The organism is Sphingosinicella soli (assembly GCF_014199685.1).
Taxonomy (GTDB): Bacteria; Pseudomonadota; Alphaproteobacteria; order Sphingomonadales; family Sphingomonadaceae; genus Sphingosinicella; species Sphingosinicella soli.
Map to the genome: position 1 here is coordinate 1 of NZ_JACHNZ010000005.1, position 14,395 is coordinate 14,395.

8 protein-coding genes are annotated in these 14,395 nt (G+C 64.0%); 2 read left to right on the forward strand and 6 right to left on the reverse strand.

All coding sequences use genetic code 11. The features are described from left to right. Positions 1–151 precede the first annotated feature (151 nt). From clpB to bla, 5 genes are all read right to left on the reverse strand, one after another. Positions 152–2,728, reverse strand: coding sequence for an ATP-dependent chaperone ClpB (clpB, locus tag GGQ98_RS03180; protein ID WP_184065009.1), 2,577 nt, complete (start codon positions 2,726–2,728; stop codon positions 152–154). 139 nt (positions 2,729–2,867) lie between these two features. Further along, positions 2,868–5,207, reverse strand: a complete 2,340-nt coding sequence (locus GGQ98_RS03185) for a serine hydrolase (protein WP_184065013.1) — start codon at positions 5,205–5,207, stop codon at positions 2,868–2,870. A 34-nt stretch (positions 5,208–5,241) separates the two neighbouring features. Further along, positions 5,242–6,528, reverse strand: a complete 1,287-nt coding sequence (locus GGQ98_RS03190) for an alanine racemase (protein ID WP_184065016.1) — start codon at positions 6,526–6,528, stop codon at positions 5,242–5,244. Between the two features lie 27 nt (positions 6,529–6,555). After that, positions 6,556–8,223 (reverse strand): N-acyl-D-amino-acid deacylase family protein, encoded by a 1,668-nt coding sequence (locus tag GGQ98_RS03195; RefSeq protein WP_184065019.1) that lies wholly within the window; start codon positions 8,221–8,223, stop codon positions 6,556–6,558. A 16-nt stretch (positions 8,224–8,239) separates the two neighbouring features. Beyond that, positions 8,240–9,244 (reverse strand): class A beta-lactamase, encoded by a 1,005-nt coding sequence (gene bla, locus GGQ98_RS03200; protein WP_184065022.1) that lies wholly within the window; start codon positions 9,242–9,244, stop codon positions 8,240–8,242. 171 nt (positions 9,245–9,415) lie between these two features. Here bla and GGQ98_RS03205 point away from each other — a divergent pair, with 171 nt between their 5' ends. Next, positions 9,416–10,084, forward strand: a complete 669-nt coding sequence (locus tag GGQ98_RS03205) for a helix-turn-helix domain-containing protein (RefSeq protein ID WP_184065025.1) — start codon at positions 9,416–9,418, stop codon at positions 10,082–10,084. Between the two features lie 45 nt (positions 10,085–10,129). Here the strand turns inward: GGQ98_RS03205 and GGQ98_RS03210 are convergent, their stop codons facing one another. Continuing rightward, positions 10,130–12,970: a TonB-dependent receptor domain-containing protein gene (locus tag GGQ98_RS03210; protein WP_184065028.1), complete on the reverse strand. Its 2,841-nt coding sequence runs from the start codon at positions 12,968–12,970 to the stop codon at positions 10,130–10,132. A 383-nt stretch (positions 12,971–13,353) separates the two neighbouring features. On the opposite strand from GGQ98_RS03210, the gene GGQ98_RS03215 reads away from it, so the two are divergent. Beyond that, on the forward strand, positions 13,354–14,394 hold the full coding sequence (locus tag GGQ98_RS03215) for an N-acetyltransferase DgcN family protein (protein ID WP_184065031.1): 1,041 nt from the start codon (positions 13,354–13,356) through the stop codon (positions 14,392–14,394). Position 14,395 lies beyond the last annotated feature (1 nt).

Sequence of the window (14,395 nt, forward strand, 5' to 3'; positions counted from 1 at the left end):
CCGTCAAAACCCGTCTGCTCAAGGTTCGTCTCCTTCCACGACCTTGAATCAGAACTCCAACTCAAAGGGAATCCTGTGAATGCAGACAGCTCCTAGTTCGAACGAAGTTCTAATTGAATGGGAAGGGGCGGCCTTGCGGTCGCCCCTTTTTTTATACGACCTGAAACGCCAGCGCGCCGTCGCCTTCATCCACCTTCACGCCTGCACCGTCACCGATCTCGCCCGACAGGATCTTGTCGGCGAGGGGGTCTTGCAGATACTTCTGCACGGCGCGTTTCAGCGGCCTTGCACCGTAGACCGGGTCGTAACCAACCCGCCCCAGCCAGGCTCTTGCGGCATCGGTGAGGTCGATGGTGATCTTCCGGTCGGCGAGCAGCTTCTGCACGCGCAGCACCTGCAGATCGACGATCGGCCCCATGTGCGCCTGTGCCAGCCGGTGGAACAGGATGATCTCGTCGAGCCGGTTCAGGAACTCGGGCCGGAAATGCCCGCGCACCACCGCCATCACCTCGTCCTCCACATCCTTCACCGTCTGATCGTCACGCAGTGACGACAGGTACTGCGAACCGAGGTTCGAGGTGAGGATGATGATCGTGTTGGTGAAATCCACCGTACGGCCCTGGCTGTCGGTCAGCCGCCCGTCGTCGAGCACCTGCAGCAGCACGTTGAAGACGTCCGCGTGCGCCTTCTCCACCTCGTCGAACAGCACGACCTGATAGGGCCGCCGCCGCACCGCTTCGGTCAGCACGCCGCCCTCGTCATAACCGACATAGCCCGGAGGCGCGCCGATCAGGCGGGAGACGCTGTGTTTCTCCATGAACTCGCTCATGTCGATCCGAACCATCGCGCCCGCGTCGTCGAACAGGAATTCGGCGAGCGCCTTGGTGAGTTCGGTCTTGCCGACACCGGTCGGCCCGAGGAACAGGAAGCTACCCAGCGGCCGGTTGGGATCCTGAAGCCCCGCGCGCGCGCGGCGCACGGCTGCGGACACGGCCTTCACCGCGTCTTCCTGCCCGATCACGCGTTTTCCGATCAGCGCTTCCATCTGCAGCAGCTTCTCGCGCTCGCCTTCCAGCATCCGGTCCACCGGAATACCCGTCCAGCGCGAGACGACGCCCGCGATGTCGTCGGCGGTCACCTCTTCGCGCACCATCGCGCCCTTGCCGGCGCCTTCAGCCTCCGCGAGCTGCTTTTCGAGCCCCGGGATGACGCCGTAGGAGAGTTCGCCGGCGCGGGCGAGATCGCCCGAACGCTGCGCCTGTTCCAGTTCGCTGCGCGCGGCGTCGAGCTGTTCCCTCAGCTTCGTTTCAGACTGCATCTTCTCGCGCTCGGCCTGCCAGCGCGCGGTCAGTTCGCGCGACTGCTCCTCCAGATCGGCGAGGTCGCGCTCCAGATTGGCCAGCCTGTCCTTGGAAGCCTCGTCCTTCTCCTTCTTCAGCGCCTCGCGCTCGATCTTCAGCTGGATGATGCGCCGGTCGAGATTCTCGATCTCCTCGGGCTTGGATTCCACCTCCATGCGCAGGCGCGATGCGGCTTCGTCCATCAGGTCGATGGCCTTGTCGGGCAGGAAGCGGTCGGTGATGTAGCGGTTCGAAAGCGTCGCGGCGGAAACCAGCGCGCCGTCGGTGATGCGCACACCGTGGTGCAGTTCGTATTTCTCCTTCAGGCCGCGCAGGATCGAGATCGTGTCCTCTACGGTCGGCTCGCCGACGAACACGGGCTGGAAGCGGCGCTGCAGGGCAGGGTCTTTCTCCACATGCTTGCGATATTCGTCGAGCGTGGTGGCGCCGATGCAGTGCAGTTCGCCGCGCGCGAGCGCGGGCTTCAGCAGGTTGGAGGCGTCCATCGCGCCCTCGGATTTGCCCGCACCGATCAGCGTGTGCATCTCGTCGATGAACAGGATGATGTCGCCCTCGGCGGCCTTCACCTCGTCGAGCACGCCCTTCAGGCGCTCCTCGAACTCGCCGCGATACTTCGCGCCCGCGATCAGGCTGCCCATGTCGAGCGCCATCACGGCGCGGTCCTTGATGCCGTCGGGCACGTCGCCGTTGGCGATGCGCAACGCCAGCCCCTCGGCGATCGCGGTCTTGCCCACGCCCGGCTCGCCGATCAGCACGGGGTTGTTCTTGGTGCGCCTTGCCAGCACCTGGATGGTGCGGCGGATTTCCTCGTCGCGGCCGATCACCGGGTCGAGCTTGCCCTCGCGCGCGGCTTGCGTCAGGTCGCGCGCGAATTTCTTCAGCGCGTCATAGCGGTCCTCCGCGCTTGCCGTGTCGGCGGTGCGGCCCTGGCGCAGGTCTTCGATCGCGCTGTTGAGCCCTTGCGGCGTGAGGCCCGCGGCAGCGAGCGCCTTGCCCGCGGCGGTTTCCCTGGCCAGCGTCAGCGCCAGCAGCAGCCGCTCGACCGTGACGAAGCTGTCGCCCGCCTTCTTCGCGACCTCCTCGGCCTGCGTCAGCACGCGCACGGTGTCGTTATCCCACTGCACGCCCTGCGCGCCGCCGCCCGAAACCTGCGCATGCCTGGAAAGCGCCTGATCGACTTCACGCGTTGCCGCGCGGGCATCGCCGCCCGCTTTCGCGATGAGGCCGGAGGCCATGCCCTGATCGTCCTCCAGCAGTGCCTTCAGCAGATGCTCGGGCGCCACACGCTGGTGGTTCATGCGGATCGCGACGGTCTGCGCGGACTGCAGGAATCCTTTGGCGCGGTCGCTGAACTTCTCGATATTCATGGCGTTTTCATCCCCTGTTCGGGCAATCATGGACTGAGCGCGATATGGTGTTGCAGTTTTGCAACGCAAGCGCCCGGCGCAAGTTTTTTGCGCCGGGCTTCACGCCTGTTCCATGATTCCGATCAAACAGCGCGGGGGGTCAACGGCGGCTGCGGCCTTCGAGTTCCTCGAATGTCTTGCTGCCGATGGGATAGTCCCGCCAGTCGCCGTAATCGAAGTGCCACCACTCCTCCGCATACACGTCGAAGCCCTCGGCCTCGATCGCGCTGCGCAGCACCTCGCGGAGCCAGCGCTGGTGGTCGGTGCCGCCCACGAAGTTGGAGTAGGACCGCGTCGAAAACTCGTCGTAACGGCCCGTGGTTTCAACCGGCTGACCCGTTTTCAGGTCGAACAGGGTGAGATCGACCGCCGCACCCCGGTTGTGGCGCGAACCCTTCGAGGGGTCGGCCACGAACATGCGGCTGGAAACCGGGCTGGCATCCCAGAACATCTTGGTCACATACCAGGGCCGATAGGCGTCGTAGATGAGCAGACCGTAGCCGCGCTTGCGCACCGCCTGATGGACGCGCGCCAGCGCCTCGGCGGCGGGCCGCTGCAGATAGGCGCGGGCGCTTTCATAGATCGGAACGCCCATGAAATTGTTGGTGCCCGCGTAGCGCACATCGAGCCGGATGGTGGGATCGGCCGCGGTGATCGCATACAGGTCGCTCGGTTTTGCCGTGGGCGGCTCCTGCGGCGGCGTGGCGGCGAGTGCGGCGGCACGAAGTCCGGCGAAGTTCGCCTGAACGCCGGCGCGAATATTCGCCTCCACCTCGGCGCCGAAATCGCGGCGCGGGAAGCGGATGCCGCCGAGGTCGGCGGCGGTGACGTTGCCTGCCGTATCGCGTTCGAACGTCAGCGCCTCGAACGGGTAGAGGCTGCGATCCAGGGGGAACGCATAGCGGTCCGCCGCGGTCCGCGTCAGTTCCGTGTGCTCGGTCCATTCGATCCACACGAAGGGCCTGCCGTCGCGCTCATAGATGCGAAGCACATTGTGCGCCCAGCCGTAGTCGCCCACCAGCGAGGCAAGCTCGGCGTTCGGCAGCGGCGGCTCGGGCATCTCGCCGCGCGCGTAGCGAACACCGCCGACCTCGATCCACGAGGCGTCATCGGCGAGGGCGAGCGCTTCGAAACGTGTCTGCGCGTCTTCCACGATGTAGCCCGTTGCCGTCCGGCGGATATCGCCGACGAGTTCGGGCGCATCGATGACGAGGCGGCCGTTGTAGATGCGCGTGCTGACGCTTCGCTTGCCGTTCGAGAACCAGCCGGAAAGCCGCTTCGCCTCCGCGCCCGTCACAAGCGCGCCTTTCGCGAACGCGGGCGGCTCGGTTCCGGCCTTCAGCGCGAGAACGGTGCGCAGCGCATAGTCGGCCAGCTTGTTCGTGATCGCGTTCGAAGCATCCACGGTCGTGAACGCGATGACGCCGAGGCCCGCGTCCGGCATCACCAGAAGCTGCGTCGAATGACCATAGATGGCGCCGCCGTGGCCGACGACGCGCTTGCCGTCCATGTCCGCCACGACGAAGCCGAGACCGAAGATGCGCGTGCCCGGATCCGGGTACTGGCGCCTCCACATTTCGTCGAGCGAGGCGGCGTTCAGCATGCGGCCGTTCGGGATCGCACCCTTGTTCAGCAGAGCCTGCGCGAAGCGCCCGAGGTCGCCGGAGGTTGTGTACAGGCTTCCGGCGGCAGGCATGCCGAGTTCGATCGGCGGCGCGGCGACGCGCGGGCCGTCGAACGCGGCCATTTCGCTATAGGCGACGCGTCCGGCAAAAGGCGCAGCTGTAAGCCCGCTCGACGTCATGCCGAGCGGGTCCAGCACAAGGCTGTGCAGCGCCTTTTCGAAGGACATGCCGGTAACGCGGGCGACGACCTCGCCGACGACGGCAATTCCGGCGTTCGAATATTTGGTGATGCTGCCGGGCGCCGCGACGAGCGCCGTCTCGTTCAGGCTTTGCACGGTGTCGGCCTGGTCCTTGGGCGCGACGTCGAAATAGTTGCCACGCGGGGATTCGCGCACCAGCCCGCTGCGGTGCGTCATCAACTGGCGCAGTGTGATCTCGCCGCCGAACGGGTTCTTCGGCTGGAAGGTCGGCAGGTAGGTGCGGACCGGCGTGTCGAGATCGAGTTTGCCCTGCTCGACGAGCTTCATCACGGCGACATCGGTGAACAGCTTGCTCACCGAACCGGCGCGATAGACCGTATCGGCGGAGGCGGGCACCTTGCCTTCCGCATCGGCTTTGCCCCACGCGCCAGCCCAGCGAACGCCGTCCGGGCCGACGATCGCCACGGCGATCGAAGGGATCTGCTTTTCACGGATCTCCCACTGGGCCGCGTCAGCGATCAGCACGGCGGCGCGGTCAAGGACAGGGTCCGGCGCCTGTGCCAGCGCGGCGGCGGGCGCCGTCACCACGATTACCCATGCGAGCAGTCTTTTCATCATAACGCCTCCATCCCCACGAACCTTCGACGGCTCAGAAATATGTCCGCACCGATCCGGTCACGACCAGTGCATCGTCCACGATATACAGCAGCTTCCATTTGTCGAACGTGGTGCACGGATGCGAAATGCCCAGCGCGATCATGTCGCCCGGCTGCAACGGAGAGTCCGCCGGAACATCGATATAGGCGTGCTGATCGTCGAGCCGCATGACGCGGTGCGTGTCGTCAACCGGGAGCGGCGCTGCGCCGGGCCCTGGGCGCACCCACGCCAGGAGCATGGGCCGGGCGACATCTTCGCCGATATCGCGCTTGCCGAGGCCTGCGATCACGCGCGTCGGTTCGGGGCGCGAATGCACATAGGCCCACACTTCAAGCGCGGGGCGCAGACCATCGCCGAGGCTTGCCGCGATCGGGGATCGGGCTTCCATCTGGTCGATGAGCTGCCGGTAGAAATGGCTGTCGTGCACAAGGTAACAGCCGCTGCGCAGCAGCACGAGGAAGGGCCGCTCTTTCCGCGCTGCGCCGAATGTCTCCGCGACACGATCGAACAGCGCTGAACCGCCCGCAGAAAGTATCGGCTCGCCGGAAAACAGGCCCGCGTCGTGGCAGTGTTCGCCGAGCCGGACGATCCGCTGCAACAGCGCATCGACCTTCGCGTCGCGTTCGGCGACTTCCAGGCTCTGGATGATGCCCTCGAACGCCTCGATGCCGCGCAGGCAAACATGAGGCGAGGCGGCGATCCGCTCTGCCGCCGCCAGCGCCTCGGCATTGTCGCGGAAGCCCGTGCGGCCGCCGGGGATGCCAAGTTCGATCAGCACCTGAAGACGCCTGCCCGCAGGGGTCGCAGAGAGCCCAGCTTCAAGCAGGTCGATGGCGCGCATCGAATCCACAAGGCAGTAGAAATCCAAGCCGGGATTGTCGCGCAGTTCAGCCGCGACATAGGCGATGTTCTCGCGGCCCACGAGCTGGTTCGCCATGAAGATCGTGTCGATGCCGAACGCGCGGTAGGCGCGTACGTGACACGGGGTTGCCGCCGTAATCCCCCACGCACCGTCCGCCATCTGCATGGCGAAGAGTTCGGGGCTCATCGTCGTCTTGCCGTGGGGTGCGATCTGCGTGCCGGTGCGCTCCGTGAAACGCTTCATCCAGCCGCTGTTATGTTCCAGTGCGGAGCGGCGCAGCACGGCGGCGGGCAGCATCAGATCCTCGTTGAGCACGGAAAGCCCGGCGCCCGCCAGCGCCTCTGCATCTCCCCGCCATGTCGCTGGCAGGCCCTTGATCCGCCAATCGAATGATTCCGGCGGCAGGATAATCCCCATTTGTCTCTCTTTTCCTTGCTCGGGTCTTTATTTTTGCGTCCGGTCGTAGCGGATCACCTTGCCCGCCCGCGCGCCGGTCATCTTGCCGTCGTCGATCGCAAGCACGCCGTTCACGAACACGTAGTCCATGCCGGTTGAATACTGCGCCGGATTCTCGAACGTGGCGCGGTCCTGCACGGTGTCGGGGTCGAAGATCACGACGTCGGCCGCATAGCCGACGCTGAGCTTGCCGCGATCGAACAGGCCGAGCCGGTTTGCCGATGCGGACGTCATGCGCCGGATGGCTTCCTCGAGCGGGATCACCTTCTCGTCGCGCACGTATTTCGCGAGCACGCGCGGCATCGTGCCGTAGGCGCGCGGATGCGTGGCGATGCCGTCGACGTCGGGGCTCGCGGGCGAGGTGTCCGTATTGATCATCACGAACGGCGCCTTCAGCGCGATGCGCTTCTGTTCCTCGTTCATGCTCAGCGGCGCAACGCTGACGCCGCCCTCTGCGATGGTGTCGAACACGAACGTCCACGTGTCCTTGCCGCGCAGCTTCGCCGCTTCGGCAATGCTGAGGCCTGCGAGTTCCTTGCCGAGCCTGTCGTCGGTGATCTGGACGTTCGCCCAGTCCTGCCCGACATGGTCGTACCAGTTCTCCCACAACGTGTCGGTTTCCACGACCTTGCGCAGGTCGGCGCGCACCTTGGGGTCGGAGAGCGTCTTGTAGAAGGCTTCCGGTCCCTTTGCGTAGGACCACGGCGGCACGAAGGAGCCGAGGCCGATGCCGTTGCGCACATAGGGATAGATGTCGGTGGTGACGTCGAGGCCTGCCGTGCGCGCGTCGGCGATCTTGTCCACCGCCTTCTGCATCAGCGGCCAGTTCTTCACGCCCGCCGCTTTCAGGTGGTAGATCTGCACCGGGATTCCGGCGCCCTTGCCGATCGCGATCGACTCGTCGATGGCTTCGAGCAGCTGGTTGCTCTCGTTGCGCATGTGCGTGGAATAGAAGCCGCCGTAGGGCTTCACCATCTTCGCGAGTTCGACGAGTTCCGTCGTGGTCTGATAATTGCCAGGCGGGTAGATGAGCGCGGTGGAGAGGCCCGAGGCGCCGTCGCGCATCGCCTCGTCCACCAGCTTTTTCATCGTTTCCATTTCGCGCGGGCTGGGCTTCCGGTCCTCGACGCCCATCACGACGCGGCGTACCTGCGCCGCGCCGACGTTGTGGACGACGTTCACGGGCACGCCGAGCGTCTCCAGGATGTCGAAATAGTCCTTGTAGGTGCGCCAGCGATACGGCTTGCCCTGGATCATGACGGGATCAGGCTGGGTCGTCTCGCTTTGCGGCGCGGGCGATCCGCCTTCCCCGCTCAGATGCACCGTAATCCCCTGCGTCAGCCGCGATTGCGCCGAAGCCGGATTGGTCACGTAGACAAGCGTGCTCTGCCCCATGAAATCCATGAAGCCGGGGGAAACGACCCTATCCTTCGCATCGATGACCCGTGCCGCCCGCAGCGTATCGGTCGTCTCGTTGCCGACCCACACGATCTTGCCGTCGTCGATGGCGATCGCGCCGCGAAACCACGGGTTCCCGCTCCCGTCCACGATACGCGCGTTGGTGATCAGGAAATCCCATTTCTCGTCGGCCTGCGCCGCCGGGGCGAATGCCGTCAGCAACACGGCGCCGAGCGCAGCCTTGGTCCGCATCTTCATGTGATTGCTCCCGGTTTCAGTTGGCGGTGAGGAAGTGGTCGTAGGCGACACGCCCGATGTCGGCGATCACCTTGTCCTGCACCTCCTTGCCCTTGGTATCGCCCTTCACGAACACCGCGATCGCGAACTGTTTGCCGCCGGGGAGCGTGATGATGCCCACGTCGTTCGCCACCGAGTTCAGCGTGCCGGTCTTGTGCGCGATGACGGTGTCGGAGGGCAGCAGGCCCTTGAGGCGCGTCGCGCCGGTGCGGCAGCGCTCCATGATCTCGATCAGCGTCTTGGTGCTCTTCGCGCTCATCGCCTTGCCCGAATGGATCCGGAGCAGAAGCTGCACCATCGCCTCTGGCGTGGAGGCGTCGCGCGGATCGGCGTTGAACGGCACGTTCGGGCCGCGATCGCGCATTGCGGGGTCAGCCTTGATCGCCGCCTCCACATTTTCCTTGAACGTGGGCAGGCTCGGGTTTTCGATGCCCATCGCGCGGTAGATGAGGCGCGCGGTATCGCCATCGACGCGCTGCCCGGTGATGCCCTGGCCGCGCAGCCACGCAGTGACGCCCGCCGGGCCGCCCGCGAGCGCCACCAGCACGTCGGTGGAGGTGTTGTCGCTCTGGGTCATCATGAATTCAAGGAGGTTGTAGATGGACAGGGCGATGCCCGGATGCGGCGTCTGCACCGCCATCCCGTAGGAGCCGACGAGCAGCTTCGGATCGACCGTCACCATCTGTTCAAGCGTCAGTTCGCCCTTGTCGATCCGCTCGAAGATCTTGCCCGCGACGGCGATCTTGAACGTGCTGGCCATCGGGAACGTCGTGCCCGCGTTCAGCGTTGCCATCGTCTTGCCGTCCACGGCCTGCACGGCGACGCCGACCGTGCCGTCAGTCTGCTCGGCGAACAGCTTGAATGCGTCCGACAGGCGGCTCTGGGCGGTCGCAGCAGCAGGCGCCGCCAGAACCGGTGCCGCCATCGGGCCGGAGGCGAGCAGGGCGGCGGTGAAGAGGGCCAGGAGGGGAGCGCGTCGCATGGGCAATCCTTTCATCTGTTACCACTAATGCTGCGGTGGACGGCGAAGCGGCCGCCACGGGTGATTTTCACATTTGTCTATTTTTGAAAAATCTGATGTAGCTAATTTCGTTTCGCCGCAATGACAGTTGGGTGCTGCTCTGCTACTTTGCGGCTTCGGGAGAGGAAGAAAATGTCTACTGCCAACCGCAGCCCCACGCGTGGGGCATCGGCTTCGCCTACGGATACCGACCCGGGCGAGGTTTTGCGCGGTATCCGTACCGAACGCGGTATGACGCTCGCGGAGGTCAGCAAGCGGACCGGCATGCCGATTTCGACATTGTCCAAGGTTGAAACAGGCAAGATTTCGCTCAGCTACGAGAAACTCATGCGTCTCAGCCGGGGTCTCGACATCGATATCACGCGGCTGTTCGCGGCGTCGAAGCCGGCTTCCGCGGGAAAATCGCTCGCCACCGGACGCCGGACGATCACGCGCGCCGGCGATGGGCCGAGGATACGCACCGCAACTTACGATTACGTCTATCCTTCCGCCGACCTTCTCAACAAATCGCTCAATCCCATGATCATCGATGTCCAGGTACGATCGATCGCTGAATTCGGCGACATGATGCGGCATCCGGGCGAGGAGTATGCGCTGGTTCTGGAAGGCCAGTGCGAATTTCATTGCGACCTTTATGCTCCCTCTCTGATGTCCACGGGGGACTCTGTCTACTTCGACGGCAGTATGGGCCACGCCTATGTCGCGGTGGGGGATGGCCCGTGCCGCATTCTGTCCATCTGTTCGGCAACCGATGCCGATCTGAAGTCGGTTCTCAATCCTCTCAGGAAAGACCCGGAGTAAGGAATTGAGGGCGGCCCAGCCCATACTCCGGACCGCCCCTGGCGTTTAGAACTTGAAGCGGACACCGGCGTTGTAGACACGCCCGATCATGTCGTAGAGGCTGCGCGTCGTGCCGTAGCCGTTCCAGGCTGTGATCGGCGGATCATTGTCGGTGAGGTTCTGGATCGTTGCGAACAGTGCGACACGGCGGTCGCCGTTGTCGATAAGGGTCACTTCGCCCATGATATCGAAATACAAGCGGCCGTTGACGCTTTCCTTGTCGACTGACCCGTTCTGCGTGATGATGCCGCCACCGACATAACGGCCGGTCAGCGCCAGTTTATAAGCATCCGTGGCGAACGTAGCACTTGTGTTGAAACGCCAGTGCGGTGTGCCGCCGACACCCTGGATCGTGATCAGCTCGGTATTTCCCGCGAGGTGCGTCGTGTTGGCGCCGTCCACGAGATCGAGCTTGTCCGTGTAGTTGATGAGCGCGCGCAGATCGAGATTGCCATCAAACAGGGGGAGGCCATAGCCCAGCTCGACATCGACGCCGCGCAGCTTGATGCTCTGGAAGTTCGCCGGCGCCGAACGAACGACGGTGATCTGGCTCGTGGGTGTAGGCCGCGTGATAAGCGAGCAGAGCGCCGGAGTGTCAGTGTAGCAGCGATTCACGATCGCAGATATCGCGAGCGAGTTTATCGCGCCCTTCAACTCGAGATCGTAATAGTCGATCGACATACGGAAACGCGGGAGAAACGCGGGCGTGAAGACCACGCCGAACGTCAGCGTGTCCGCTTCCTCTGGCTTCAGGTCCGGATTGCCGCCCTGAATGTTCTGCACGTTATAGCTTGTACCCAGAACCGGATCGTTGATCCCGAAAATGAACGTGTTGCCCGAAGCGAACAATTCATCGAGGCCGGGTGCGCGAATGTCACGCGACCGCGTCGCCCGTAACCGGATCGAGTCGTTCACGTCGTAAGTCGCGCCGATCTTCCAGGTCTTCACGGTGCCTGACGTGCTGTAGTCGGTCACGCGGCCCGCGAGATTGAGATCGATGGCCTTCGCCCAGCTTTGGTCAGCGGCCAGCGGCACGAGGACTTCGAGAAAGCCCTCCTTGACGTTGACATCGCCCGACCACGGCTGCGCGTTGCCGACCCGGTAGGCGCCCAGTTGCGAAAGCGGGTCGGATGTGACGTCTACGGTCTGTTTGCGGTATTCACCACCGAATGCGAGCGAAACCGAACCGGCCCAGGTCGAGAACGGCTCGCCGCGCACGGCGAACGCAGCCACGCGCTGCTTGATCTTCCAGTCGCGGACGGCGGTGCCGAGAATGTAATTCTTGGCCTCCTGCGTTACATTCCCTTCACCGAGTACGTTCATTGGAACGCAGCCGTTGGTGGGATCGGTTATGCTCGAGCGGCACACGATCGCACCGGAATCTGGATGGAACACGGCGTCCATCGCAAGGCTCCAATTGGCCGTGATGCGGCTGCCGGTGAACAGAGCGAGGTTGTGGGTTTTGCCGAAACCGTAATAGGCGTCCCAGCTCCAGCCCTCACCGAACTGGCCCTTGGCACCGCCGGTGAATTGCCAGGTATCCGTTGTTACGTCGATTGCGCCGCGCCCATAATCCTTGAGACTGCGACCGAGCTGAAATTCTGCGATGTTGTTCGCTAGCATTACATCGCGAATGGACTCTGCCAGATAGGCATTGTCCGGCTTGATCCGGATCATGTCGTTGCCGAGGATGCTCGGATTGTTGGATTCCGTGCGACCGTAGGCAAACTCTGCGAAAACCTCAACGTCGTCGGCGACTTCGTACGTCAGGCGCCCGAAACCGGAGTAGCGCTTCACCGGCGTTTCGAGAACGAGATCAGACGTCGAGGGAACGCCGTCGCCGCCGTTCATCGTCGTAGCGGTGACAAGCGATCCGTAGGTAAACGGGATCGGAGTGCCGTCGGGCGCGAATTGAATGCCGCGCAACGGACCGGGGACGAGCGTGGTGAGGGCGCCGGGATAGTATACGCCGTTGATGACACCGCCGAATGATGCATTCGATGCGCGTGCATCGTTGACGACCAGGTATTGAGGAATACCGTTTGAGGGCAGGGGGGGCGGTGGAAAATCAGGATTGAAGATCGTGCTCGGGTTGTTGCCCCAGCCGCGATCGCCAATCTTGTCGACGCCGCTGTTGTGTGCCGCTTCGCCGCCGATCAGCAGGTGGCCGCGACCGCCGCCGAAGCTGGTGCCAAAGGCTGCCGATGCCAGGAAGTTGCGGTGGTCGTTGTGGTCGGTGATGCCGCCCTGAAGCGACCCTTTGATGCCTTCGAGTTTGTTGTCGAGACGCAGGTTGACGACGCCCGCGACAGCATCCGAACCATAAGCAGCGGATGCGCCGCCGGTGACGACGTCGGTGCCCGCGATCAGCGCTTGCGGGATCGTGTTGATGTTGAGGCCGCCGGTTGTCGTGGTCGGGACATAGCGGCGCCCGTCGATCAGGGTCAGTGTCCGCAGGAAGCCAAGGCCGCGCAGATCGAGGAAGTTGCCGCCGAGCGCGGTCGAGAGGTTCGTTGACGTTGCCGGGGTCAGTGTCGCGCGCAGCGCGGGAAGCTGATTGAGCGCGTCCGCGATATTGGGCGCGGCGATGCGTTCGAGATCTTCGGACGAAATGTTGGTCGTCGGCGTCGGTGCGGTGAAACCACTGCGCTGAATGCGCGAACCGGTGACGATGATTTCCTCGGCGGCCGCAGCCGGGCTCGCGGCATCGGGCGCGGTTTCCTGGGCGTGCAGCGGCGCGCTCCACAAGGCGACGAGGCCGGACGTGGCGCAAAGCAATGCCTTCGCCGGAAAGCGGCGGCGACCCTCGGATATACCGGATGTGACGAATGTGGATTGATCGGTCATCATGGACCCCCTTTTTTACGGTTGCAGCCACCCGCCCCCGGGCCGCGATGTGTGCAGCTCAGGCCTTGGTTGCGGGTTACAAGACGCTTCGACCGGCGATGGGCGGACAATTTTGAGCCGCGCCTCGTCAGCCACCATTTCCGGCAGAACGCTCCCCAGAACCTCCATCGGGAATGTTGTGTTTTCTCCCTGAAAAGGGTTCGTCAAACCACACGCGACGTTACCCTCCATCGGCAAGTTTGCACTTTTTGAAACGATTTGCAATTAGGGAAATTTCTGGAAATTCACTTAAGTTGGAATTGACAAATTTCATATTGGGATCATTTTGTCCTTATCAGGAGACGTGTGCTGCATCCTGAGGACGATGTACTGTGGAGCCGTTCATGAATGCGATTTTCGATGTGGCCCCGGATGCGTCTGCGCGCTTGCCGTATCCGTATCTCCTGTTTCTGGGGGATGCCGTCGAAGCGGGTTTCGCGAAAACCGCCTTCGGCGTGCGCGACTGGGCCGGAGACAAATGCGTCGGCGAGTTTTCGGTCGGCGCGACCGTGACGACCGGCCTGCCGGTCATGACACCGGCGGAAGCCTATGCCGAAGGCGCGCGCGCTGTCCTGATCGGCGTGGCGAACCGCGGCGGCGTCATCGCCCCGGCCTGGATCGCATCGCTCGTGGAAGCGCTCGAAGCGGGTCTCGACATCATCAGCGGGCTGCACAACCGCCTTGTCGATGTGCCCGAGCTTGCGCAAACCGCCGCGCGGCTGGGGCGGCGCCTCATTGATATTCGCGTGCCGCCTGCGGGACTGCCGATCGGTACGGGCCGCAAACGGACGGGCAAGCGTCTGCTGGCTGTGGGGACGGACTGCGCGCTCGGCAAGAAGTACACGGCGCTGTCGCTGGCAAATGCGTTTGCGGAGCGCGGTGTCGATGTCGATTTCCGTGCGACGGGCCAGACCGGCATCATGATCGCGGGCGGCGGCATTCCGATGGATGCGGTGGTTTCCGATTTCGAGGCGGGCGCGGCCGAGGTGCTGAGCCCGGACGCGGCACCCGATCACTGGGACGTGGTCGAGGGTCAGGGCTCGCTGTTTCACCCGGCCTATGCGGCAGTGTCGCTTGGGCTTCTGCACGGCAGCCAGCCCGATGTGATCGTGGTGTGCCACGAGCCGGGGCGCGAGACGATGCTGGGGCTGCCCGATTTCAAGGTGCCCTCGATCGAGGAGACGATCGAACTCAATCTGCTTATGGGGCGGCGAACCAATCCGGCGATCCGCTGCGGCGGCATTGCGTTCAACACGAGCGCAATGAATGCTGCCGAAGCCGAGGCATTGATGGAAGCGGAGAGCAAGCGTCTCGGCCTCCCCGTCGCGGACCCCATCCGCCGGGGCCCGGCATTCGACAGGCTCGTGGAAAACTGCCTGAAATAGA

What these genes read in the sequence shown, in the direction of transcription:
- clpB (WP_184065009.1), bottom strand. Translation starts at nt 2,728, where the DNA reads ATGAATATCGAGAAGTTCAGCGACCGCGCCAAAGGATTCCTGCAGTCC.
- GGQ98_RS03185 (WP_184065013.1), bottom strand. Translation starts at nt 5,207, where the DNA reads ATGAAAAGACTGCTCGCATGGGTAATCGTGGTGACGGCGCCCGCCGCC.
- GGQ98_RS03190 (WP_184065016.1), bottom strand. Translation starts at nt 6,528, where the DNA reads ATGGGGATTATCCTGCCGCCGGAATCATTCGATTGGCGGATCAAGGGC.
- GGQ98_RS03195 (WP_184065019.1), bottom strand. Translation starts at nt 8,223, where the DNA reads ATGAAGATGCGGACCAAGGCTGCGCTCGGCGCCGTGTTGCTGACGGCA.
- bla (WP_184065022.1), bottom strand. Translation starts at nt 9,244, where the DNA reads ATGCGACGCGCTCCCCTCCTGGCCCTCTTCACCGCCGCCCTGCTCGCC.
- GGQ98_RS03205 (WP_184065025.1), top strand. Translation starts at nt 9,416, where the DNA reads ATGTCTACTGCCAACCGCAGCCCCACGCGTGGGGCATCGGCTTCGCCT.
- GGQ98_RS03210 (WP_184065028.1), bottom strand. Translation starts at nt 12,970, where the DNA reads ATGACCGATCAATCCACATTCGTCACATCCGGTATATCCGAGGGTCGC.
- GGQ98_RS03215 (WP_184065031.1), top strand. Translation starts at nt 13,354, where the DNA reads ATGAATGCGATTTTCGATGTGGCCCCGGATGCGTCTGCGCGCTTGCCG.